This window comes from Oceanithermus profundus DSM 14977 (assembly GCF_000183745.1).
GTDB classification, from domain to species: domain Bacteria; phylum Deinococcota; class Deinococci; order Deinococcales; family Marinithermaceae; genus Oceanithermus; species Oceanithermus profundus.
In genome coordinates, this window is record NC_014761.1 from 206,645 (window position 1) to 228,109 (window position 21,465).

The following is a 21,465-nucleotide window of genomic DNA, read 5'->3' on the forward strand; positions in this document are numbered from 1 at the left end:
ATCACGATGAAACTGACCCGCTCGTTCACCCTCTTCCTGGCCCTCACGGCCGCGCTGGCCCTGGCCCAGCCCGAGTTCTCCGGAAGCTTTCAGACGGGCTTCGGCCTGCGCACCCAGGACCTGGCCCTCACGCTCGACCGCACCCGTTTCGACCTGGGGGTGCGCTACGACCAGGGCGACGCCGCCTTCACCGCCGAGCTGCGCTTCGCCTACGACGCGCGCACGCGTTCCCCCGAGTTCGGGCTGGGCGAGGCCTACGCCACCCTCTTCCTGCCGAGCGTGGACCTGAGCGTGGGGCGCGAGGTCGTCGCCTGGGGCCGCCTCGACCTGCTGAGCCCCCTCGACGTGCTCAACCCGCGCGACCTCAGCAGCCCGCTGGACCAGGCGAAGCTGCCGGTGGGCATGGTCCACGCGACGGCCTACCCCGACGCCGAGGGGCGCTACCAGCTCGAGGCCGTCTGGATCCCCCTCTTCACCCCCAGCACGCCCCCCGCGGGCGAATGGGCGCCGCCCCAGACGCTGCCGCCCGGCGTCACCCAGGTCCGGGTGGAGGAGCCCCCTGCCGAGCTGGCCAGCGGCACCTTCGGCCTGCGGGCGACGGCGAGCCTCGATGTGCTCGAGGGGCTCGACCTGGGCGGCCAGGTCGTCTACGGCTACTTCCCCTTCCCGAGCCCGCAGGGCGTCGAGCCGGTCGATCCGGCCCAGCCCGCCGGCCCCTTCCGCCTGGTGATGGGGTACGACCGCCGCACGCTCGTGGGGGCGGACTTCGCGCTGGCCTTCTCGATCCCCGGCGTCGCCGAAGGGCTGGTGCTGCGCGGCGAGGCGGCCTACGCCCTCACCGCCGACCCCGACGGGGCGGACCCCAACGTCCAGAACCCCTACGCCGAGGGCGGGCTGGCCCTCGAGTACGCCTGGAGCGGCGGGCCCACCACGGTGCTTGCCTACGACCTGCGCTGGGCCAAGGCCGACGCGCCCGCCGCGGACGCCTGGACCCAGACGCTGGGGTTGATGGCCCGCTACGAGTACGACGAGCGCCTCACCCTCCAGGGGGCGTGGCTGCACACGATCTCCGACGGCTCGGGCTTGGTGCGGCCGGGGCTCGAGTACGCCTTCGCGGACGGCGTGACCGGACGCCTGAGCGCGGCCTTCTTCTACGGCGCCGACGCCACCCGTTTCGGGGTGTGGCGGAACAACAGCGAGCTGCGCACCGAGCTCGAGTACAGCTTCTAGACGGTTGCACCACCGGCGCGCCCGCGGTCGCGGGCGCGCCCCTTCATGGCGGGGCGGGCGGGTAGAATGCCCCCATGCCGCACCGCGTCACCTGCCCGCTCGACTGCCCCGACCGCTGCCGCCTGCTCGTGACCGTGGAGGAGGGGCGGGTCGTCCGGGTCGCCGGCGATCCCGACCACCCCACCACCCGCGGCTTCGCCTGCGTCAAGACGAACCGCTGGGGCGAGCGTCAGCACCACCCGGACCGGCCGCTCTACCCCATGCGCCGGGCGGGGCCCAAGGGCACGGGCCGCTTCGAGCGCGCCAGCTGGGACGAAGCGCTGGACGAGATCGCCGAAAGGCTAAAGCGGGTTCTCGACGCGCACGGCGGCCAGGCGGTGGCCCGCTACCACTACGCCGGCACGACCGGGCTGAACGAGGGGCGGCGGCCGGTGGCCTTCTTTCGCGCCATCGGCGCCTGCGAGCTCGACGAGACGATCTGCGCCAGCGCCGGCGGCGAGGCCTGGGAGATGGCCTACGGCCCGCACAAGACCGGCACCGACCCCGAGAACGTGGGCGGGGCCGGGTTCATCGTGCTCTGGGGGACGAACCCGCTTTCGACCAACACCCACCTGGTGCCTTTCCTCAAGGAGGCGCGCAGGAACGGGGCCGAGATCTGGCACGTCGACCCCTACGAAAACCGCACCGCCCGCTTCGCCGACCGCCACCTGAAGATCCGCCCCGGGACCGACGCCGCGCTCGCCTACGCGGTGGCGCGGGTGCTCTTCGAGGAAGGGCTGGTGGACTGGGGCTACCTGAACGACCACGCCGAGGGGGTGGAGGCCTTCCGCGCCGCGGCCGCGGCCTGGACGCCCGAGCGGGCGGCGGAGGTGACCGGCCTCGAGCCCGCTGACGTTCTCGAGCTGGCGCGCCGCTTCGGCCGCGCCCGGCCCGGCTTCGTCCGCGTCGGCTACGGGATGACCCGGCAGCCGGGAGGCGCGGACGCGCTGCGGGCGGTGATCCTGCTGCCGGCGCTCACCGGCGCCTGGAAGCACCCGGCGGGCGGGGCGCTGCTCAGCACCAGCGGCGGTTTCCGGCTCGCCAGCGAGCGGCTCGAGGGCGAGTACTGGCTCCGGCGCGCGAGCGGACAGGCGGGCTACTTCCGCCCCGACCCCGGCGTGCGCACGGTCAACCAAAGCGAGTTCGCCAGCGCCCTCACCCGCTGGGACCCGCCGATTCGGATGCTCTTCGTCTTCAACGCCAACCCCGCGGTCAGCACCCCCGACTCGGCGCGGGTGCGGGCGGGCCTGGCGCGCGAGGACCTGTTCACGGTGGTGCTCGAAAACGCCCTCAGCGAGACGGCCCGCTACGCCGACTGGCTGCTGCCGGCGACCACCTTTCTGGAGCACCCCGACCTCTACACCAGCTACGGCACCTACTGGCTGCATTGGAACGATGCGGTCATGGAGCCCGCGGGCGAGGCGCGGCCCAACACCTGGGTCTTCGCCGAGCTGGCGCGGCGGCTGGGGCTCGAGGCCCCCGAGCTCTACTGGAGCGCCGAGGAGGCGGCGCGGATCGCACTGGACGGCGCCGACCACCCCTACCTGGCGAACGTCAGCTTCGAGAAGCTGCGCGCCGCGGGCTCGCTCAAGCTGAACCTGCCCCGCCCCTTCGCGCCCCACGCCGAGGGCGCGAACACCCCCGGCGGCCGGGTGCGCTTCGGCCCGCCGCCCGCGGTGGTCGTTCCCGAGACCACGGACGCCTTCCCCTACCTGCTCATGACCCCGCCGGCGCACCACTTTTTGGGCACCATTTACGCCCCGCTCGAGCGCCTGCGCGCGGCCGAGGGGGGCGAGCCGGAGGTCTGGCTCCACCCCGACGACGCCGCGCGCGAGGGGCTCTCGAGCGGGGTCTACGTCTGGCTCGAAAGCGAGGCCGGCCGGGTGAAGCGGCGGCTGCGCGTCACCGACCGCACCCAGCCGGGGGTGCTGGTGATGGAGGGCACCTGGCCCGCGGACGCGGCCCCGGACGGCGAGCCCGCCAACGCCCTGACCCCCGAGCGCCTTACCGACCGGGGGCGGCAGGCCGTCTTTCACGGCGTCCAAGTTCGCCTGCGCCCGGCCGGGTAGACTGCAGGCACGATGCGCAAGCTCCTGGGTGCCTTCCTGCTGTTGGCCGCGCTGACCGCTTGCAGCGCGCCGCCGCCCCTGGCCCCGGAGCTGCGGGAGCTGCTCGATCGGATCAACGCCGTGCGCGCCACGGGCACCACCTGCAAGCAAGGCGGCGATCACTTCATGCCCCCGGTGGACCCGCTGCGCGAGGACGAGCTGCTGAACCGCGCCGCCCAGTGGCACGCCGAGGACATGGACGCTGCGGGGGTGCTCAGCCACACCACCCCGGTGGGCGCCGTCCACTTCGCCGTGGGCGCGACCCCCGGCGAGCGCATCCTCGACGTCGGCTACCTGGCTTCGGCGATCGCCGAGAACATCGCCGTGGGCTACCCGTCGCCGCAGGCGGTGCTCCAGGGCTGGCTCGACAGCACCGCGGGCCATTGCGAGGCGCTGATGAGCCCCACCTACCGCGACGCGGGGCTGGGCCGTAGCGGAGCCTACTGGGCCCTCGACATGGCCGCGCCCCAGTAGCGCTAGACTGACCCTATGGAAACCAAGGTCGCGCTGGTCACGGGTTCGAACCGCGGCATCGGCTTCGAGGTGGTGCGCCGGCTCGCACGGCGCGGCTACCGGGTGGCGCTGGCGGCGCGCCGCCTCGCGGCCGCCGAGGAGGCCGCGGGCCGGCTGGTTGCCGAGGGGTTGGAGGTCTGGCCGCTCGAGCTGGACGTCACCTCCGACGCCAGCGTAGCGGCGGCCTTCCAGGCTCTGGAGGAGCGCCTGGGCCGCCTCGACGCCCTGGTCAACAACGCCGGCGTGCTCCTGGACGAAGACCGCCGCCTGCCGGGGCTCGAGCTTCCCATCGAGGCCGTGCGGGCGACCTACGAGGTCAACACTTTCGGCCCCCTGCGCGTCACCCAGGCCTTCGCCCCGTTGCTCGTGCGCCAGGGCGGCAACGTCGTCAACGTCTCCTCGGTCATGGGCCAGCTCGCCTCGGCGGGTCCCGGTTACCTGGCCTACCGCAGCTCCAAGGCGGCGCTGAACATGGTCACCCGGGTCCTTGCCGCCGAGCTCGCGCCCCGCGGCGTGCGCGTCAACGCCGTGCACCCCGGCTGGATCCGCACCCGCATGGGCGGACCCGAAGCGCCCGGCCGCCCCGAGGAAGGGGCCGAACCCATCGTCTGGCTGGCCACCCTGGGCCCGGACAGCCCCACCGGCGGCTTCTTCGGCCCGGACCTGAAGCCGCTCGATTGGTAGGCGCGGGGGAGGGGGCCGGAGGACAGCCCCCACCGGGTTGGCGATCCTCGCTGCGGGTTCCCGAAGCACCCGGTCGCCCGGCCGCCACCCGGCGGTTAGTCCTCCTCCGCCTCCGCCACCGGTTCCGCCCGGCGCAGCCCCGCGCGCCACTCGAGCCCGGCCCAGATGAGGTCGTCCAGGTCGCCGTCGAGCACCTTGTCGGATAAGGGGTGTTCATTTGACTATAAAGGCGCTGCCTGCTAAGGCCAGCGTGGCAAGTTTGGAAGAGATATTGACAATGGGCGGGGGGGGGGGGGCGTATAATCCTCCCAACCTAGCGTTGCCAAGCTATCAATCTCTCAACGAATACACCTGAGGAGGTGGAGCATGAGAAGCTTAGGCTTGTTTGTTGTAATGCTGGGATTTCTTGTTGCCTGCAACGTTTCTTCTGACCGCGCGTACTCGGAAGAGGCAGCTCCGCTGCAGGTCGCCAAAAGGTACGTTACAGACGTTGAGACGGCGTTGTCGCACGCTGGCTTGAGCCTGCAATGGGACGATGCAGAGGTAAAATCGCCCAGCGATGACCCCAACAGCTTTGCGGTGCGTGTACCCGTCGGAGACCAGGGTAACACCTATCTGCACGTAGACGTGTTTCGAGGCGAGGCAAAGGGAGCCTTGATTATTGGATATGATTCGACGAAGACGAGCGCTGAGATTTTAAATCTTGATTATAATACTATATCAATCGTTACAAACTTGCAAACACACGAGCCGGAAGTGGTGCGTACGAGCGATCAGTCGACAAGAATTCTTCAGACTGTAGTGCAGGCATTAAGCTCTGCGAAGGTCGCCCCGCTGAATCCCGGAGTTGCAGCCCTAATTCACGGCATACGCGAGGATAGCGCCATTTCCCTCTTGTGCAGTGCCGCGGATGCACCGATGTATAGTGCGCTCCTTTCTGCCGTCGACAACCTCAACGCAGCCGTGGATCGCATGTACGATGCGCTGGACGCCTACGAAGTGGCTGCTGCAGCCATGTGGGCTGCGTGTTCAGCCTGCGCTGCCGGTGTGGTGGGTATGTGTGGCCCGTGCGCAGGCTTGACGGTCGCTTACTTTGCTGCGAGGGACGCATTTTACGACGCTGTTGATGCTGTGGACTACTGGTCCGATCAGGTAGACTCTTGCCAAGAGCAAGTAAGCGATTGGGTTGCAGCGAACTGCTAGGGGAAGGTGGGGCTTGTGAACACGTCAGATTGGTGGCTGGTGGCGTTCCTGTGCGCCCTCGCGATCGTGGCCCTCTTAGCGCCTCGGGTGCTTGCTGCTCTCGTGGGGGACCGGGACAGGGCGGGCGCGAACCTGTCCGGCGTCTTTCCTGGAGTGCCGGTGGTTGTTGCCGTGTTGGCGCTGATCGTTGGTTGGGGCATTTTCGAATCGGGCACGCCGGGTCCGTTCGGGCCCCTGCTGCCTTTCGCAGTCCTGTTGCTCTACCTGCCGGCGCTGAGGTTGGGCAGAGGGTCGCTGGCCCTCGTCGCGCTGGTGCTGACCCCACTGAGCCTTCTTGCTCTGCACTTCCTGTCTCCCGCGACGCTTAACTTCCTTGTGGCGTTGTTGTTGGCTCTGGCCTCAGTGCTGATCCTGCTGACGCACGAACGGCCGGTTACGGAGGCCTCGAAACGCTGAACCGTTCGCTTTGCGAGCGGCCCCGTTGCGACGAGCTCTTGCTGCGGAGCGGCACACGGCCCCGAACGCGCCAGCCGCGTTCGGGGCCGGCTAGGGTTAGCGGTTTGGGATTTGGTCGTCGACCTCGTGCGGCTCCGCCTGCCGCAGCCCCGCGCGCCACTCGAGCCCGGCCCAGATCAGGTCGTCCAGGTCGCCGTCGAGCACCTTGTCGGGGTCGTGGCGCATCAGGCCGGTGCGGTGGTCCTTGACGTACTGCTTGTCGAGGACGTAGCTGCGGATCTGGCTGCCCCACTCAATCGCCTTCTGCTCGCCGCGCAGCTTGGCCATCTCCTCCTGGCGCTTCTGCCACTCGCGCTCGAAGAGGCGGCTCTTCAGCACCTTCATGGCCAGCTCCTTGTTCTTGTGCTGGCTGCGGGTGGCCTGGCTGGTGACGATGATGCCGGTGGGCAGGTGGACGATGCGCACCGCGCTGTCGGTGGTGTTCACCCCCTGGCCGCCGTGGCCCTGGGCGCGAAAGACGTCGATGCGCAGGTCCTCGGGCTTGATCTCGATCTCCACGGTGTCGTCCACCTCGGGGCTCACCTCCACCGAGGCGAAGCTGGTGTGGCGGCGGCCGGTGGAGTCGAAGGGGCTGGGGCGCACCAGCCGGTGCACGCCGCGCTCGGCCGAGAGCAAGCCGTAGGCGTTCTCGCCGCGCACGATCAGCTCGGCGGAGTCGATGCCGGCCTCGGGGCCCGGGGTCACGTCCACCAGCTCCACCTTGAACCCGTGGCGCTCGGCCCAGCGGGTGTACATCCGCAGCAGCATCTCGGCCCAGTCCATGGCCTCGGTGCCGCCGGCGCCGGGCTTGATCGTCAGGATGGCGTTCTTCTCGGCGTGCTCGAAGCCGAGCAGGGTTTGATGGTAGAGGTCCTCGAGCTTCTTCGCGGCCTCTTCCAGCTCGGGCTCGAGGCTTTCCCGCTCCTCGGGCGAGGCCTCGTCCCACAGCTCGATCAGGCTCTCCAAGTCGCCCGAGAGCTGCTCGTACTCCTCGACCACCTTCTTCAGCCGCGCCGCTTCCTGGGTTAACTTTTGCGCCGCCGCCGGGTCGTCCCAGAGGCCTTCCTGGCCTAGTTCTTTTTCGAGTTCCTCGAGCCGCGCCTTCTTGCCGGCGATGTCAAAGATACCCCCGGAGGGCGTCGAGTTTCTGCTTCAGTTCACGTGCGTCCATGGCCCCTTAGTCTAGCAAATGAAGCGCGGGTCCGTCACCCGCCTCCGCCCAGCGCGGTACGGGTGATGTTAAACTGGCTCCGAAAGGTAACGTCCAAGATGCCCAGGATGCGCCATAAGACCCTGCCGCGTTAGAACCCGCCTTTTGTTTGCAACTGCGAACCCGGGCCGGCTCTAGCGTTACGCCCCAGCGTGGGTCGCTGCGGGCCTGTCGTTTTTTCCACGTAAACCCGACAAGAAAAGAGAGGTCGCCTTGGACCGCGACCATCACCGAAGGAGCAAAAGATGATGCGCAACCGCGTTTTGCTGTGGTTCGTCTACGGATTGGGCGGCCTTTCGGGCGCCCTGGTGAACTTCACGCTCGCCTGGGCCTCCAGCCGCTACGGGGCCGCGGCCCTGGGGGGAACGCTGCTGGCCGGGATGCTGCCCTCCTTGCTGCTCAACCTGGTCGGCGGCAGCCTGGCCGACCGGGTAGAGCCCCGGCGCGCCTTGCTCGCCGGCGCATTCGCGAACGCCCTGGTCTTGCTGACGATGGCCGCGGCCCTGGCTTTTTGGGCGGGCCCGGCCGTATTCGTGGCCGGCAACTTGGCGCTCTCGATCCTGGGAAGCCTGTTCGGTTCCGCCGGCTACGTTCTCGTTTCCGCGCTGTTTCCCCCCGAGGAACTGGCCAGGATCAACGCCCAGCTGAGCCTGGCCGACGACGCCGCCCACTTTGCCGGGCCGCTAATGGGGGCAGCGCTCTTCTCTGTTCTTGGCCCTGCCGGCGCGCTGCTTTTCGCCGCCGCGCTGGCGGTGGTGTATGGCGGCCTTTTGCTGGGTCTGCCTTCACGTCCGCGAAGCGGCGCCGAAGAAGCGCTCGACCTGCGCTTCGTATGGGCGGGTTTTGCCTACCTGATCCGAACGCCAAAGATTGTGTTCATTGTGCTTTTCTTTGCGGCCACCAACCTGTTCGCCGCCGCCTTTCAGGTGGCCGCGCCCCTGTACGCCGCCAGTTTGGGCGGGGCCGGAGCCTACGCTTTGTTGCTTTCGGCCATGAACCTGGGCATGACGGTTTCCAACCTGGCCCTGGCGACGGTCGTTCTGCGCTCGAGCGAAAAGCTGATCTTCGCCGCCGGCTTCGTCCAGGGCCTGGCGTTGGTGGGGCTGGGCCGCAGCCGCTCGCTGCCGCCGGCGGCGGCCTTCGGCGCCCTCAACGACGCCATGGCCAACGTCGGCGGCACGATCTTCATCGCCTACTTGCAGGCCAAACTGCCCGAAGCGTTGCTGGGCCGCGCCTTCGCCGCGGTCAATACTTTGGCCATGTTGCTCACGCCCCTTGGCTTTGCCGTCGCGCCGTGGCTGATTGACCGACTGGAGGCGGATACGACCATCTCCGCTCTGGGCGCGGCCACGGTGGCCGTGGTGGTTCTGGTTTGGTTGGCGCGGGGTACACGAGCGGGCGGGACCACTGGCCATTGAAGAGCTGGATTTCGCGGCGGAGCGGCCAGACTTGGAGACGTAAGGTGTAGAATGGGTCTGATAACGCTAGTATTGAAGGGCGTGAACCGTGACGGTCGAGGTTTGGCAGCTGGTCAAACGCCGCGCTTGGCGGCACCCGGTTTCGCTCGCCATCGAAAAGGGCGAGCAGGTGGCCATCGTGGGCCGAAACGGCAGCGGCAAGAGCACCCTGCTGCAAACCATGATCGGCGTGCTGCGGCCCGACGCGGGGCGGGTGCGGCTAATGGGGCGCGACCCCTACCGCTACCCATCGGTGCGTCGCCAGGTGGCCGTGGCTTTCCAGGATCTTTCACTCGACGGCGGCTATCCGGTGCGGCGCACCCTGGGCCTGCACGCGGCGCTCTTCCGGATCCCCAAAAAGCGCATGGCGGAGCTGGTGCGGCGGTTCGAGGTGCCGCTCGAGGCCACGCCCTTTCACATGTCGGGCGGCCAGCAGAAGCGGGCCGAGCTGGTGAAGGCGCTGGCGCAGGACGCCGAGGTCTATTTTCTGGACGAGCCCACCGCCGGCCTGGACCGCGAGGGGATCGAATTGCTCGGGGAGGAGCTCGAGCGCTTGCGCCGGCAGGAGGCCACGGTGGTGCTCGTAACCCACGACACGGAGCTGCTGCCCGCAGCCGACCGGGTGATCGACTTCGACGAACTCAAGGAAAGGAGTGCGCGCATGGCGGGAGAAGTGCAGAAGCTTGTGCTCGAGCTGAGCACCTGGAAGCCGGAGCTGGACCCGAAGATCAAGGCCATCAAACCGGTCATCGGCTACGAGGTCGAGCCCAACCCCGAGGTTCTAGAGCGGCTCGGCATCCCGCCGGAGCTTTTCAAAGGGGTCGTCTTCGTAGATGACGCCGACGAGACTGGGATGGAGAGTGCAGCGGCGGGAGGGGCGCAGATCTCGATGGACGCCCTCTTCGAGCGCTGCCGACTGAAGCTGGAAACCCGCGACAACCAGGCGGCGCTGCCCGAGCTGCTCAAGCTGCTCGTGGAGCACGATGTGCGGGTGCTCGGGGTTTCGGAGGGGGCGTAGGTTCGCGATGCCGCTGCGCGAGCTGAGCACCGTCGCCCTCTACGAGGCGGGGAGCGCCCTGCGGCGCTGGGAGCTCTGGCTGCCGTACGTCTTCTCGGCCACGCTGGGGCTGTTCATGGTCTCGCGGGGTTTCGACGCCTTCGGCGGTGCGGCGGCGCAGCGCTTTTTCGTGCTTGGCTGGATTCCCTTTTCCACCGTCACCGCGGCCTCGCTGGGCACCATCACCGTGGTGCTCGGCCTTTCCCACCAGTCGCTGCGCTACTGGCTCAGCCTGCCGCTCTCGGTGCGGCAAGTTGTGGCGGTCAAGCTGGTGATGGGCGTGACCATGGGCCTGCTCGTGGCAGCGGCAACGCTGGTCTTCGCGGCGGTCGGGATCTTGCGCAGCGCGGCCTTGATTAGCTTCGAAACCGCGCTGGTGCTGCTCCTGCTCACCTTCGCCACCAGCGGCCTGCTGGCGGCGCTGTCGATTGTGGTGCGGGACATCACCAAGATGTCGATCCTGACCATCCTGACAAGTGCGATCTTGTAGTACGTCAGCAGCGTCTACGTGCCCCTGGACCGCCTGGCCCCCTGGGTGCGGGCGCTGGTGCTGGCGAACCCGGTCACCCTGGCCAGCGAGGTGTTGCGCACCGGTGAATCTGCTTTGCTGGCAGCGCTCGCCGCGGAGGCGGCCGGGCTCTTCGTGGTCGGGGTCTACCTGCTGGCGCGCAGGGTACGGACTCAGCTCGAGTGAGCCAGCGCCCGCGCCAGCCGCACCACCTGGGCCCCGAGGTCCTCGAGCCTCCGGGCCAGCTCTTCGTCCGCGAGGTTTCCGTCGGCGTCGAACAGCTTCTCCGCCTCGGGGAGCAGCACCTGCTGGGGGATGGTGTAGGCTCCGAGCTGGCGCAGCACCGTGCGCAGCATCAACGCTGTGCTCACCGGAGCCACGCGCCCGCCGGCCACCGCGACGATCCCGGCCGCCTTGCCGCGGAAGTGGCGGCCGGCGAGGTGATCGATCGCGTTCTTGAGTACCCCGCTCAGGCCGCCGTGGTATTCGGGCGAAGCGAACAAAAAGGCGTCGGCCGCCTCCGCGGCCTCCTGCAGGCGGGCTGTGGCCGCGCGCTGGGCGGGGGTGTAGCGCGTTTCGTCCTCGTCGTAGAGGGGCAGGTCGAGTTCGCGCAGGTCGAGCAGCTCGGTTTTGGTGCCGGCCGCGGCGGCACCTTCGAGCGCCAGCGCCAGCGCGGCGCGCGCGGTGCTGGCCGCGCGCAGGCTTCCGGAAATACCCAGTACGTTCACGGCAACATTATGTGCACACCCGCGCCAAGCCCGGGTAGCCCGCCCTACCTTCGCCCCAGGGGCACGCCCCCAAGGAACCCGAGCACGATCAGAACCCATCCCAGGGGGAAGGGTTTGACCAGAGCGCCGACCGCCAGGGCCCCCAGGAGAAGCCCCCCCATGACGCGAAACCGCCCCCAGCTTCGGCCGGCGAGGTAGCCCAGCACCAGGGGCAGGGCCCACAGGGCGAGGCGTAGGAGCGCCGCGGCGCCAGGGGTCATGCTGCCCAGTCTAGCCGAACCGCGGGAACGCGGGAATGTGATTTGGGTTACCTAAATTCTACGGAATTTACCGCCCCCATCGGAAAAACGTGGGCCAAATGCCCTTGAGCCCCGGTGCGGAATATACGTAGAATACCTCGTGTAGGTATAACTTTTGCAGCGGAGGTGAAGCACATGTTCAAGCGAATCAGCATCCTGGTAGGAGCCCTCGCCCTGGCCGCGCTGGCGCCCATGGCGCTGGCGGTCAAGCCCGTCACCATCAAGTTCTCCTTCGTCACCACGTTGAACACGCCCAAGGGCAAGGCGGCCCAGGCCTTCAAAGAGTACGTGGAGAAGGCGTCGGGCGGGGCCATGAAGGTCGAGCTCTACCCCTCGAGCCAGCTGTATAAAGATAACGCCGAAGGCCTGAACGCGCTTATTTTCAACAACATCCAGCTGCTCGTACCCTCGGCCACCAAACTCAAGGGCTACAACCCGGCCTTCCAGTTCGTGGACATGCCCTACCTGTTCCGCGACAACGACCACTTCAAGAAGTTCACCCAGTCGGACGCGGCGCAGAAGCTGCTCACCAGCCTCGAGAAAGCCGGCCTCGTGGGTCTGGGCTTCTGGCCCAACGGCTTCAAGCACTTCACCGCCAACAAGCCGCTGCGCCGGCCCGCGGACTTCAAGGGGCTCAAGTTCCGCACCCAGACCTCGGGCGTGCTCGAGGCGCAGATGAAGGCGCTGGGCGCCACCGCCGTGCCCCTGGCCTTCTCCGAGGTCTACCAGGCGCTGCAGCAGGGCGTGGTGGACGGCCAGGAGAACACCCTGTCGAACATCTACACCCAGCGCTACTACGAAGTCCAGAAGTACCTCTCGCTCACGGGCCACGGCCGCCTCGACTACGTGGTGATCACCAACAAGATCTTCCTGAACAGCCTCGACCCCGAGCAGAAGAAGATCTTCATGGACGGCATCGCCCACGCCAACGACGTGGCCTTCGAGGAGGCCGTCAAGCTGAACGCCGACGCGCTGGCCAAGCTGAGCGAGCTCATGGAGGTCGTCAAGCTCACCGACGAAGACCGCGCGGCCATGGAAGCGGCCATGAAGCCGGTCTACGACGAGTACGGACCCAAGGTGGGCTGGGACCTGATCAACGCCATCAAGGCCCTCAAGTAGTCCGCGGTCCCTAGGTCGTTGGAATGCACGCCGGGGGGCCCGCCCCCCGGCGCTCCATCCAGGAGGTGGAGCATGGTAAGCACGCCCGAACTCATGGCCTGGACCGCGGTCGTCACCGCCACGATGCTCGCCCTGGCCTGGCTGGCGGAACGGTGGCCCCTCCTCAAAGCGGCGATCGCCGCGATCGAAGACGTGCTCTCGGCCGTGTACCTCACCGCAGGCCTCTCCGTGGTCATGATCAGCGTCGTCACCCGTTACGTGTTCAACAACCCGCTGGGCTGGGCCGATGAGTTCGCCCGCGTCTTCGTGGCCTGGGGGGCGATGTTTGGTTTTTCGGTGGCCCTTCGCGAACGGCGCCACATCGGCGTGGACCTGCTCTACACGGCGGTTAGCGATCGCGTCAAGCACGGCATGGACCTGCTGGCCAACTTCATCGGCCTGGTCTTCGCCGCCTTCATGTCCGTCACGGGCTGGAAGCTCGTTGTCTTCCTCAAGACGCTGGGCCTCAAGTCGATCTACACCGACATCCCCGAGTGGATCCTGCAGCTGATCATTCCCCTGGGCTTCCTGCTCTTTGCCCTGCAGTTCGCCATCAACCTGTTCGACGTGCTGCGCGGGCGCGAGCCGATTCACGAGGAGGTGGCGGGCGTATGAGCGTGGGCCTTGCGATGACCATCCTGTTCGGCACCTTCGTCGTCCTGCTGCTCGTGCGCGTGCCCATCGGCGTTTCGCTCGCCGTTGCGAGCCTGATCACGTTCTGGATCCAGGGCGACTTCAACATCCTGCAAGCGGCCTCGCGCATGTTCGAGGGCATCAACTCCTTCGCCCTCCTCGCCATCCCCGGCTTCGTCTTCACCGGGGTGGTGATGGCCCGCGGGGGCATCGCCAAGTACCTGGTGGAAGCGGTGCGCGCCTGGGTGGGGCACCTTCCCGGCGGCCTTTCGGTGGTCGTCGTCGTCTCCTCGATGATCTTCGCGGCCATCTCGGGTTCCTCGCCCGCCACCGCGGCCGCGATCGGGTCGGTGACCATCCCCGCCATGATCCAGAACGGCTACTCCAAGCGCTACGCCATGGGCTTGGTGGCCACCTCGGGCACGCTGGGCATCCTGATCCCGCCCAGCATCACGATGATCATCTACGGGATCACCACCGACCAGTCCATTGGCAAGCTCTTCATCGCCGGCATCATTCCCGGCCTCCTGCTGGGGGGCAGCCTCATCGTCTTTGCCATCTGGTACGCCATCAAGAACGACTACGGCCGGCTGCCCCGGGCGGGCTGGTCCGAGCGCTGGCGGGCGCTCTTCGTGGCGTTGCCGGGGGCCTTCCTGCCCTTCCTGATCATGGGCACGATCTACAGCGGCATCGCCACCCCGACCGAGTCGTCGGTGATCGCCCTCTTCTACGCGGTGCTCGTGAGCCTCTTCATCTACCGCGAGACCACCTGGCGCGACTGGATCGAGATCGTGCGCGAGAGCGTGAGCATCACCTCGATGATCTACCTCATCGTGGCCGCGGCCATGCTCTTCTCGCTCTACATGACGCAGAAGCAGGTGCCGCAGCTGACCGCGGAGTGGATCGCCGCCACGGGGATGGGCCGTTACGCGGTCTTCGCCGTCACCTCGGGCATGTTCATCATCCTGGGCATGTTCCTCGAGGCCGTTTCGATCATCCTGATCACGCTGCCGGTGCTCCAGCCGATCCTGGAGACCGTGGGCATCGACCTGATCCACTTCGCCGTGGTGATGACGATCAGCATGGAGCTCGCCATGATCACGCCGCCGGTGGGGCTCAACCTCTTCGTCATCTCGGGCATCACCCGCGCCCCGCTGGGCGAGGTGGTGCGCGGGGTGATCCCCTTCTACTCGGTGCTCCTCTTCGTGCTGGTGTTGCTCATCTTCTTCCCCGAGCTCAGCCTCTGGCTGCCGGGCTTGATGAAGTGACGCCGCAACCGTTGGGCGCCCGGGCGACCGCCCGGGCGTTTTTCTCGTGGGCGCCCGCGGGGCGCCGCGGCCGGGGCGGCGCGGCGGGTTCGTCAGGCGCGCGGATCGCCCTCGGGTTCCGCCACGAGCCGCCGCGCCACCGCCTCGAGGGCGCGCGGCTCCAGCGGGGCCGCGGCGAACTCCGGAAGCTCGCGCACGGGAACCGGGCTTTCCTCGCGCCAGCGCCGCGCCCAGCGGCGCTGCTCGCGCGCCTTGGCCTCGTAGAAGGCGCAGCCGGGGCAGGCGTCTTCGGGCAGCACCCGGTTCAGCACCGCGCGTTCCAGTGCGATCCCGAAGCGGTCCAGCGCCGCCATCAGCTCGAGCCCCTGCACCACCGGCAACCGCTCGGGCTGGGCCACCACCCAGGCGCGCGTGCGCTCACGCAGCATCGCCAGGATGCGGCCGGTAAGTGCGCGCCAGCCTTCGATCAGCGGGGTGGGGTCGGCGCCCTTCAGGTAGCCCTGCAGCTTCAGGTAGAGGCGGTGGGCCTGGGTGAGGTGGTCGTAGAACAGCGCCTGGGCCTCCAAAAGCGCCAGCGTGCCCGCGGTGGGGGCGGCGTCCCAGACGACCCGGTCGTAGCGCCCCGAGTCGAGGGCGTCGAGCAGGTAGCTGAGCAGGAACTCCTCCTCGAGGCCGGGCACGCCCTCGAGGTAGTCGAGGACGTCGCGCTCCACCGGCAGCAGGCTGCGGAGCACCCGGTAGACCTCCTCGCCGAAACGTTCGCGCCAGCGTGCCAGCACCGCGCGCCGCGTCAGCTCGACGACCTCGAGCCCCGGCGCGACCTCGCGCACCTCGTCGCCCACGCCCGGGAAGATCTGCCCCAGCGCCCCGGTGGGGTCGGTGGAGACGAGCAGCACCCGCTCGCCGCGCCCGGCCGCGTGGAGCGCCAGGGCGCTAGCCACCGTGGTCTTGCCCACACCGCCCTTGCCCGCCACCAGGCGCACCGTCGCCATGCCCCCAGCGTACTTCTCAGGCGCGCCTCCGGTAACCTGGAAGCGTGACCTACGAGGCGTTCGTGGATCTGGTGACCCGGCTCTGGGACGAGATCCCCGAGGAGTTCAAGGTCGAGCTGCAGGGGGTGCACGTGCTGCCGCAGCTCAAAGAGGACCCCAGCGGCCTGCCCGGGGTGGTGCGGCTCGGCGAGTACACCGACCCCGGCCCGCCTTCGGTCTTCGCCGGGCACGTACACCTGGGCCGCCACATTGCGCTCTACTACGGCTCCTTCGCCGAGATCGCCCGCCACGACCCCGGCTTCGACTGGGAGGCGGAGACCTGGGAGACCCTGCTCCACGAGCTGCGCCACCACGTCGAGAGCCTGGCCTGGCGCGACGACCTGATCCAGGAGGACGTGCGCCGGCTCGAGGCCCTGAAGCGGCGGCGCTAGAAGACCCCCATCAACCGCAACGCCACCGGAACGAGCAGCAACGAGACGAGCCGCACCTGCCCCCGCCGGGGCAGCCGCTCGAAGAGCCATGCGCCCAGGAAGAGGCCCGCGAGCGTCCCCGGAAGCGTCAGCAAAGCCAGCCGCGCCAGCGGCCAGGTCAGCAGCCCCGCCTGCCAGTTGGCCAGCGTCCAGGCGAGCGTCCCCAGGCCGAAGGCGCTGGTGAAGAGGGCGCGCATCGCCGCAGGCGGGTAGCGGAGCGGCAGGTAGACGAAGAGCGGCAGCGCCCCCGCCCCCAGCGCCCCCACGATGAGGCCGCCCGAGAGCATCACCAGACCGAGCCGGACCAGCTCGGCGACGTCCGCGGGCGGCGCGGTCTCGGGGCTGGGCAGCCGCACCAGGCTCCACAGCGCGAAGACGAGCAGCACCAGCCCCAGGGCGAACTTGAGCCGGGCTTCCGGAAGCGCGACGAGCAGGCGGGTGCCCAGCACCAGCCCCAGCGCGTAGGCGGCCGCGGCGGGCAGGTCGCGCCGGGGCGCGAGCCCCCTGCGCACCAGCCAGAGCATGGGCAGGTTGGCGAGGAAGAGCAGGAAGGCGGTGTAGGGCACCACCTGGCGCAGGGGCCAGAAGAGGCCGAGCACCGGCACGATGAAGAGGGCGGGGCCGAACCCCGCCAGCCCCTTGACCGCGAAGGCGAAGATAGCGAGCAGGTTGAGCCCCAGCGGCACGGTTCAACCGTCCAGGTCCCAGCCGGCTTCCAGGTGGGCCGCGTCGCCGACGGTGTGCACGAAGCCCCCACCCGCCGCCCCTTCGGGGAAGTGCAGCCGGGTGATCGAGGTGTTCTCGAGCCGGATGCGCCAGGGCACCGCGCTTTGCGCCTCCAGCACCCCCAGCACCGCGGCGCGGATCGCCCCGCCGTGGGAGACGACTAGGTGCCGCCCATCGCCGAGCTCGTTCAAGAAGGCCCAGACGCGGTCGTAGAGCTCGGCCAGGGTCTCGCCGCCGGGAAAGCGGGTGTGCCAGGGGTCCTCCTGCGAGCGGGCCACGTAGTCCGCGAAGCGGGCCTGCACCTCCGGGCGGGTGAGGCCGGCCAGCTCGCCCACGCAGACCTCGCGCAGCCGCCGGTCGGGGCGCACGCCGAGGCCCAGGCGCTCCGCGACGATGCGCGCGGTCTCGAGCGCGCGGCTGAGGTCGGAGGCGTGGAGCGTCGTCCAGGTGAGGTCCAGCCGCGCCAGCCGCTCGGCGAGCCGCCGCGCCTGCGCCCGACCCTCGGGGGCCAGGGGCACGTCGCGCTGCCCCTGCCAGATGCCGTTTTGGTTGTGGGCGGTGACGCCGTGGCGCACGAGCCAGACTTCCACCCCTCCACCCTAACACCGCCCGGTAGACTGGGGCCGTGGAGACCGCCGCCGACCTCGTGCGGGACTACGCCCGCGGCGTCCGCGACCCCGTTCGCGAGACCGAGCGCGTCCTCGAGCGGCTCGAGCCCGGTCCGGCGGTGGCGGCGCGAACCGAAAGGCGCGCCCTGGCCGCCGCGCACAAGAGCGCGGAGCGCTACGCCGCCGGGCGGCCGCTGGGGCCTGTCGACGGCGTGCCCGTCCTCGTAAAGGACCTCCTGGACGTCACCGGAACGGTCACCGCGGCCGGTTCCGCGGTGCTCGCGCGGCTGCGCCCGCCGGCGGCCAGCGACGCCCCCGCGGTGCGGAACCTCCAGCGGGCGGGCGCGGTCGTCGTGGGCAAGAGCCAGCTCAACGAGCTCGCCTTCTCGGGCCTCGGCCTGAACCCCCACTTCGGCACGCCCCAAAACGCCCTGAACCCCGACTGGGTGCCGGGCGGGTCGTCCTCGGGCTCGGCGGTCGCGGTGGCGCGCGGCCTCGTGCCGCTGGCCGTGGGCACCGACACCGGCGGCTCGGTCCGCATCCCCGCGGCCTTCAACGGCCTCGTGGGCTTCAAACCCAGCTGGGGCCGGATCTCCACCCGCGGGGTGACGCCGCTGGCGGTGAGCCTCGACACCGTGGGTCCGCTCGCGCGCCGCGTCGAGGACGCCTGGGCCTTCTTCCTCGCCCTCGCGGGCGAACCCCACCGGCCGCTTGCCCGGCCCTCCGGCCCGCCGCGGCTGCTCGTTCCCGCCGACCTCCTCGAGCGGGCGCGGCCCGAGGTGCAGGGCGCCTTCGAGCGCGCGCTCGCGCGGCTCGAGGCGGCGGGCGCAAGGCTCGAGCGGCGGCCGCTTCCCGGCCTCGCGGAGGTCTACGACCTCTACCGCCGCTACGGCGCGCTGGCGGCGCACGAGGCCTACGCGCGCTGGCGCGGCCTGATCGCCGAGCACGGGGCGGCCATGGACCCGCGGGTGGTGCGGCGGGTGCTGGCCGTGGCCGAGCGCCCGAGCGTCCACCACGTGCAGCTCAGGCGCGAACGCGCCCGGCGGGTGCCCGCGTTCTGGGCCGGACTGCGGGGCACGGACGCCCTGGTCCTGCCCACCGCGCCGGTGCCGCCGCCGCTCCTGGCCGAGGTGGAGGCCTCCGAGGAGGCCTTCTTCCGGGCCAACGACCGGGTGCTCGCCTACACGATGCTCTTCAACTTCTACGCCGGCCCGGCGGTGAGCCTGCCCCTCGCCCCCGGCCTGGGCCTGATGCTGGCCGCCGCCCCCGGCCGCGACGCCGCGCTGTTCGCGCTCGCGCGCTGGGTGGAGGCGCAGGGCGCCTTGGGTACGATGGACGCATGAGGATCCTCGACTTCCGTTCCGATACCGTGACCCGCCCCAGCCCGGCCATGCGCAGGGCGATGGCCGAGGCCGAGGTGGGCGACGACGTCTACCGCGAAGACCCGACGGTGAACCGGCTCGAGGCCCTGGCCGCCGAGATGCTCGGCTTCGAGCGGGCCGTCTACATGCCTTCGGGGACGATGACCAACCAGGTGGCGCTGCTCGTGCACACCCGCCGCGGCCAGGAGGTCATCCTGACCGAGGGGGCCCACGTCTACGAGTTCGAGCCCGGGGCGATGGCCAACCTCTCGGGCGCCTCGCCGCGCTTCGTTCCCTCGCCCTACGGCGTGCCCGACCCCGAGGAGGTGCGCCGCGCCGTCCACACCTCGCCCCACCAGGCCCCCACCGGCTTGATCGCGCTCGAGAACACCCACAACACCGCAGGGGGCACGGTGGTGCCGCTCGAGGTGCAGCGGGCGGTGCAGGCGGTGGCGCGCGCGGCGGGGCTGCCGGTGCACCTGGACGGGGCGCGGCTCTTCAACGCCGCGGTGGCGCTTGGGGTGGAGGGCCGCGAGGTCGCCGCCGGCTTCGACACCGTTTCGATCTGCCTTTCCAAGGGCTTGGGCGCCCCGGTGGGGAGCCTGCTCCTGGGTCCCGCGGAGCTCGAGGGCGAGATCCGACGCTACCGCAAGATGCTTGGAGGAGGGATGCGACAGGCGGGGGTGCTGGCCGCCGCCGGGCTGATCGCCCTGACCGAGGGCCCGAAGGCGCTCGCCCGGGACCACGCGCTGGCGCGGGAGCTGGCCGAGGGGCTGGTGCGGCTGGGCCTCGACGTGGACCTGAAGTCGGTGCAGACCAACATGGTCTTCGCGCGCGTGGAGGACGCCCCCGGCTTCGCCGCCCGGCTCCGGGAAGCGGGCGTGCTGATCAACGCGCTGGGGCCCGAGCGGGTGCGCTTCGTCGCCCACCGCGACCTCCCCGACGAGGCCGCCGCCGAGGCGCTCGCGCGCATCGCGCCGCTTCTGGGATAGCCCCCGATGCCGTCGGATGCTGTACTATGAGTAAGACATGGCAATTCGCGTAGGAATTTTAACGGTATCGGACCGCAGCTCCCGCGGGGAGCGGGCCGACACGACCCACCAGGCGATCCGCGAGGCGCTCGCGAGCGGGCCCTACGAGGTGGTCGCCTACGAGGTCGTGCCCGACGAGGTGGCCCAGATCCGCCGGGTGCTGCGTCTGTGGGCCGACCGCGACAGCCTCGACCTGATCCTTACCAACGGCGGCACGGGGCTGGCGCTGCGCGACCACACGCCCGAGGCCACCCTGGAGGTGGTGGACCGGCAGGTGCCGGGCCTCGCCGAGCTGGTGCGCAGCGAAGGGGTGAAGAAGACCCCGATGGCCGCGCTCTCGCGCGGGGTCGCGGGGGTGCGCGGCTCGACGCTGATCATCAACCTGCCGGGCAGCCCCAAGGGGGCCCGCGAGTCGGTGGAGGCGCTGCTCGAAATCCTGCCTCACGCGGTCGAGCAGGTGAGCGGGCGCAGCGTGCCGGGGGGCCACGAACACACCTAGCCCGTATAAAATAGGGCGCATGACGTCACCCAACCGTTGGGCCAGCCAGCGGGTTCGGGCGATGCCCGAGTCCGTTTTCCTCTTGATGGACCGCGCCAAGAGCGCCGCGCGCGCCCAGGGCAAGCGCGTCATCGACCTTTCCATCGGCGCCTCCGACCTCCCGGTACCGGGCGAACTGATCGCCGAGCTGGAGAGCGCGGCGCGCGACCCCGCCACCTGGGGGTACTGCCTCAAGAGCTGCACGATGCGCTTTCTGGAGGAGGCGACCCGCTGGTACGCGGGCCGGTTCGGCCTGGAGCTCGACCCCTCCACCCAGGCGCTCAGCCTGATCGGCAGTCAGGAAGGCCTGGCGCACCTGCTCCTCGCGGTGGCCGACCCCGGCGACGCGGTGCTGATTCCCGAGGTGGCCTACCCCAGCTACTGGGGCGCCGCGGCGCTGGCGGGGCTCGAGGCCGTGCCCCTGAAGCTGGGCGAGGACCTGCTTCCGGTCTTCGAGGAACTGGACCCGGGGGTGCTCGAGCGGGCCCGGGTGATCGTGCTCAACTACCCCAACAACCCCACCGCGGCGCTCGCGGACCGCGCCTTCTGGGCGCGCGCCCTCGCCTTCGCCGAGGCGCACGACCTGCTGATCGTGCACGACAACCCCTACATCGACATGGTCTACGAAGGGGAGGCCGTCAGTCCGCTGGTGCTCGAGGGGGCGCTCGAGCGCACCGTCGAGCTCTTCAGCTTTTCCAAGAGCTTCCACATGGGCGGTTTCCGGCTGGGCTTCGCCCTGGGCAACGCCGAGGCCATCGCCGCTTTGGAGGCGGCCAAGGCCCCGGTGGACTTCAACCAGTACCTGGGCATCCAGCGGATGGGCATCGCCGCGCTGCGGCTCCCCCCCGACCGGGTGCTGCGCGACGTGCAGGTCTTCCGCAGCCGCCGCGACGCCCTGGTGGAGGCCATGCAGGGCTGCGGTGTGCCGGTCAGCCGCCCCAAGGCGAGCATGTACCTCTGGCTCAAGCTGCCCGAGGGCATGGACGACGTGCGCTTCGCCCTGCGCGCGGTCGAGCACGCCGGGGTGGCGCTGGCGCCGGGCCGCGGCTTCGGCCCCGGCGGGCACGGTTACGTCCGCTTCGCCCTGGTGCAGCCGCCCGAGGTGCTCGCCGAGGCCGGACGCCGCATCGCGGCCCTGCTCGACTAGCC

General features: G+C 69.8%; 24 protein-coding genes. 18 read left to right on the top strand and 6 right to left on the bottom strand.

Translation table 11 applies throughout. The annotated features are described in order from the left end of the window. Positions 1 to 6: 6 nt before the first annotated feature. From OCEPR_RS01025 to OCEPR_RS01045, 6 genes are all read left to right on the top strand, one after another. Positions 7 to 1,230: a hypothetical protein gene (locus OCEPR_RS01025; protein WP_013456844.1), complete on the top strand. Its 1,224-nt coding sequence runs from the start codon at positions 7 to 9 to the stop codon at positions 1,228 to 1,230. Between the two features lie 74 nt (positions 1,231 to 1,304). Further along, the gene (locus tag OCEPR_RS01030; protein ID WP_013456845.1) at positions 1,305 to 3,338 is read left to right on the top strand and encodes a molybdopterin-containing oxidoreductase family protein; all 2,034 of its coding nucleotides are present in this window, start codon (positions 1,305 to 1,307) and stop codon (positions 3,336 to 3,338) included. A 12-nt stretch (positions 3,339 to 3,350) separates the two neighbouring features. Next, positions 3,351 to 3,851, top strand: a complete 501-nt coding sequence (locus OCEPR_RS01035; RefSeq protein ID WP_013456846.1) for a CAP domain-containing protein — start codon at positions 3,351 to 3,353, stop codon at positions 3,849 to 3,851. A gap of 15 nt (positions 3,852 to 3,866) precedes the next feature. Next, positions 3,867 to 4,574: an SDR family NAD(P)-dependent oxidoreductase gene (locus OCEPR_RS01040; RefSeq protein WP_013456847.1), complete on the top strand. Its 708-nt coding sequence runs from the start codon at positions 3,867 to 3,869 to the stop codon at positions 4,572 to 4,574. Between the two features lie 366 nt (positions 4,575 to 4,940). Further along, a complete protein-coding gene (locus tag OCEPR_RS12720) occupies positions 4,941 to 5,777 on the top strand; it encodes a hypothetical protein (protein WP_013456848.1) in 837 nt (278 codons plus the stop codon). Positions 5,778 to 5,792: 15 nt separating this feature from the next. Beyond that, entirely contained in the window at positions 5,793 to 6,233 is a 441-nt protein-coding gene (locus OCEPR_RS01045; protein ID WP_013456849.1) for a hypothetical protein, read from the top strand. A 96-nt stretch (positions 6,234 to 6,329) separates the two neighbouring features. Here OCEPR_RS01045 and prfB read toward each other — a convergent pair. Further along, positions 6,330 to 7,443 (bottom strand): peptide chain release factor 2 gene (gene prfB, locus OCEPR_RS01050; protein ID WP_148229249.1). Its coding sequence is split into 2 segments (ribosomal slippage): positions 6,330 to 7,391 and positions 7,393 to 7,443, totalling 1,113 coding nucleotides; the frame shifts between segments, so codons are not numbered across the junction. A gap of 284 nt (positions 7,444 to 7,727) precedes the next feature. Between prfB and OCEPR_RS01055 the strand changes: the two genes are divergently transcribed. From OCEPR_RS01055 to OCEPR_RS01070, 4 genes are all read left to right on the top strand, one after another. Further along, positions 7,728 to 8,900, top strand: a complete 1,173-nt coding sequence (locus OCEPR_RS01055; protein ID WP_013456851.1) for an MFS transporter — start codon at positions 7,728 to 7,730, stop codon at positions 8,898 to 8,900. Positions 8,901 to 8,988: 88 nt separating this feature from the next. After that, the gene (locus OCEPR_RS12150; protein WP_013456852.1) at positions 8,989 to 9,957 is read left to right on the top strand and encodes an ATP-binding cassette domain-containing protein; all 969 of its coding nucleotides are present in this window, start codon (positions 8,989 to 8,991) and stop codon (positions 9,955 to 9,957) included. 7 nt (positions 9,958 to 9,964) lie between these two features. Beyond that, the gene (locus OCEPR_RS01065) at positions 9,965 to 10,486 is read left to right on the top strand and encodes a hypothetical protein (RefSeq protein ID WP_013456853.1); all 522 of its coding nucleotides are present in this window, start codon (positions 9,965 to 9,967) and stop codon (positions 10,484 to 10,486) included. 18 nt (positions 10,487 to 10,504) lie between these two features. Then, complete coding sequence (locus OCEPR_RS01070) at positions 10,505 to 10,690, top strand: hypothetical protein (protein ID WP_013456854.1); 186 nt, start codon at positions 10,505 to 10,507, stop codon at positions 10,688 to 10,690. Here the strand turns inward: OCEPR_RS01070 and OCEPR_RS01075 are convergent. Together OCEPR_RS01075 and OCEPR_RS01080 are read right to left on the bottom strand one after the other, a co-directional pair. Continuing rightward, positions 10,678 to 11,232 (bottom strand): NADPH-dependent FMN reductase, encoded by a 555-nt coding sequence (locus tag OCEPR_RS01075; RefSeq protein ID WP_013456855.1) that lies wholly within the window; start codon positions 11,230 to 11,232, stop codon positions 10,678 to 10,680. The genes OCEPR_RS01070 and OCEPR_RS01075 overlap by 13 nt on opposite strands. 44 nt (positions 11,233 to 11,276) lie before the next feature. Beyond that, a complete protein-coding gene (locus OCEPR_RS01080; protein WP_013456856.1) occupies positions 11,277 to 11,492 on the bottom strand; it encodes a hypothetical protein in 216 nt (71 codons plus the stop codon). A gap of 174 nt (positions 11,493 to 11,666) precedes the next feature. Between OCEPR_RS01080 and OCEPR_RS01085 the strand changes: the two genes are divergently transcribed. The 3 genes from OCEPR_RS01085 to OCEPR_RS01095 all read left to right on the top strand — a co-directional run bounded on the left by OCEPR_RS01085 (position 11,667) and on the right by OCEPR_RS01095 (position 14,590). Next, positions 11,667 to 12,650, top strand: coding sequence for a TRAP transporter substrate-binding protein (locus OCEPR_RS01085; RefSeq protein ID WP_013456857.1), 984 nt, complete (start codon positions 11,667 to 11,669; stop codon positions 12,648 to 12,650). A gap of 72 nt (positions 12,651 to 12,722) precedes the next feature. Next, positions 12,723 to 13,304: a TRAP transporter small permease gene (locus OCEPR_RS01090; RefSeq protein WP_013456858.1), complete on the top strand. Its 582-nt coding sequence runs from the start codon at positions 12,723 to 12,725 to the stop codon at positions 13,302 to 13,304. Next, complete coding sequence (locus OCEPR_RS01095; RefSeq protein ID WP_013456859.1) at positions 13,301 to 14,590, top strand: TRAP transporter large permease; 1,290 nt, start codon at positions 13,301 to 13,303, stop codon at positions 14,588 to 14,590. Before OCEPR_RS01090 ends, OCEPR_RS01095 begins: the two co-directional genes overlap by 4 nt. A 92-nt stretch (positions 14,591 to 14,682) precedes the next feature. On the opposite strand, the gene OCEPR_RS01100 is transcribed toward OCEPR_RS01095, so the two are convergent. Continuing rightward, positions 14,683 to 15,582, bottom strand: a complete 900-nt coding sequence (locus tag OCEPR_RS01100) for an ArsA family ATPase (protein WP_013456860.1) — start codon at positions 15,580 to 15,582, stop codon at positions 14,683 to 14,685. Between the two features lie 44 nt (positions 15,583 to 15,626). Here OCEPR_RS01100 and OCEPR_RS01105 point away from each other — a divergent pair, with 44 nt between their 5' ends. After that, on the top strand, positions 15,627 to 16,013 hold the full coding sequence (locus tag OCEPR_RS01105; protein WP_013456861.1) for a metallopeptidase family protein: 387 nt from the start codon (positions 15,627 to 15,629) through the stop codon (positions 16,011 to 16,013). On the opposite strand, the gene OCEPR_RS01110 is transcribed toward OCEPR_RS01105, so the two are convergent. Both OCEPR_RS01110 and OCEPR_RS01115 read right to left on the bottom strand, forming a co-directional pair. Continuing rightward, a complete protein-coding gene (locus tag OCEPR_RS01110) occupies positions 16,010 to 16,738 on the bottom strand; it encodes a sulfite exporter TauE/SafE family protein (RefSeq protein WP_013456862.1) in 729 nt (242 codons plus the stop codon). The genes OCEPR_RS01105 and OCEPR_RS01110 overlap by 4 nt on opposite strands. Positions 16,739 to 16,741: 3 nt before the next feature. After that, entirely contained in the window at positions 16,742 to 17,368 is a 627-nt protein-coding gene (locus OCEPR_RS01115) for a histidine phosphatase family protein (protein ID WP_013456863.1), read from the bottom strand. Positions 17,369 to 17,403: 35 nt separating this feature from the next. On the opposite strand from OCEPR_RS01115, the gene OCEPR_RS01120 reads away from it, so the two are divergent. The 4 genes from OCEPR_RS01120 to OCEPR_RS01135 are packed head-to-tail and all read left to right on the top strand — an operon-like array spanning position 17,404 to position 21,463. Further along, complete coding sequence (locus OCEPR_RS01120) at positions 17,404 to 18,729, top strand: amidase (protein WP_013456864.1); 1,326 nt, start codon at positions 17,404 to 17,406, stop codon at positions 18,727 to 18,729. Further along, positions 18,726 to 19,739 carry a threonine aldolase family protein gene (locus OCEPR_RS01125; RefSeq protein WP_013456865.1) on the top strand — a complete coding sequence of 338 codons (1,014 nt, stop codon included), beginning with the start codon at positions 18,726 to 18,728 and terminating at the stop codon, positions 19,737 to 19,739. The genes OCEPR_RS01120 and OCEPR_RS01125 overlap by 4 nt, the downstream gene beginning before the upstream one ends. A 37-nt stretch (positions 19,740 to 19,776) precedes the next feature. Then, positions 19,777 to 20,277, top strand: a complete 501-nt coding sequence (locus OCEPR_RS01130; RefSeq protein ID WP_013456866.1) for a MogA/MoaB family molybdenum cofactor biosynthesis protein — start codon at positions 19,777 to 19,779, stop codon at positions 20,275 to 20,277. A 19-nt stretch (positions 20,278 to 20,296) separates the two neighbouring features. After that, positions 20,297 to 21,463, top strand: coding sequence for an aminotransferase class I/II-fold pyridoxal phosphate-dependent enzyme (locus OCEPR_RS01135; RefSeq protein WP_148229250.1), 1,167 nt, complete (start codon positions 20,297 to 20,299; stop codon positions 21,461 to 21,463). Positions 21,464 to 21,465 lie beyond the last annotated feature (2 nt).

Coding starts and splice junctions, on each gene's coding strand:
- OCEPR_RS01025 (WP_013456844.1), top strand. CDS start 7: ATGAAACTGACCCGCTCGTTCACCCTCTTCCTGGCCCTCACGGCCGCG.
- OCEPR_RS01030 (WP_013456845.1), top strand. CDS start 1,305: ATGCCGCACCGCGTCACCTGCCCGCTCGACTGCCCCGACCGCTGCCGC.
- OCEPR_RS01035 (WP_013456846.1), top strand. CDS start 3,351: ATGCGCAAGCTCCTGGGTGCCTTCCTGCTGTTGGCCGCGCTGACCGCT.
- OCEPR_RS01040 (WP_013456847.1), top strand. CDS start 3,867: ATGGAAACCAAGGTCGCGCTGGTCACGGGTTCGAACCGCGGCATCGGC.
- OCEPR_RS12720 (WP_013456848.1), top strand. CDS start 4,941: ATGAGAAGCTTAGGCTTGTTTGTTGTAATGCTGGGATTTCTTGTTGCC.
- OCEPR_RS01055 (WP_013456851.1), top strand. CDS start 7,728: ATGATGCGCAACCGCGTTTTGCTGTGGTTCGTCTACGGATTGGGCGGC.
- OCEPR_RS01065 (WP_013456853.1), top strand. CDS start 9,965: ATGCCGCTGCGCGAGCTGAGCACCGTCGCCCTCTACGAGGCGGGGAGC.
- OCEPR_RS01080 (WP_013456856.1), bottom strand. CDS start 11,492: ATGACCCCTGGCGCCGCGGCGCTCCTACGCCTCGCCCTGTGGGCCCTG.
- OCEPR_RS01085 (WP_013456857.1), top strand. CDS start 11,667: ATGTTCAAGCGAATCAGCATCCTGGTAGGAGCCCTCGCCCTGGCCGCG.
- OCEPR_RS01090 (WP_013456858.1), top strand. CDS start 12,723: ATGGTAAGCACGCCCGAACTCATGGCCTGGACCGCGGTCGTCACCGCC.
- OCEPR_RS01095 (WP_013456859.1), top strand. CDS start 13,301: ATGAGCGTGGGCCTTGCGATGACCATCCTGTTCGGCACCTTCGTCGTC.
- OCEPR_RS01100 (WP_013456860.1), bottom strand. CDS start 15,582: ATGGCGACGGTGCGCCTGGTGGCGGGCAAGGGCGGTGTGGGCAAGACC.
- OCEPR_RS01125 (WP_013456865.1), top strand. CDS start 18,726: ATGAGGATCCTCGACTTCCGTTCCGATACCGTGACCCGCCCCAGCCCG.
- OCEPR_RS01130 (WP_013456866.1), top strand. CDS start 19,777: ATGGCAATTCGCGTAGGAATTTTAACGGTATCGGACCGCAGCTCCCGC.
- OCEPR_RS01135 (WP_148229250.1), top strand. CDS start 20,297: ATGACGTCACCCAACCGTTGGGCCAGCCAGCGGGTTCGGGCGATGCCC.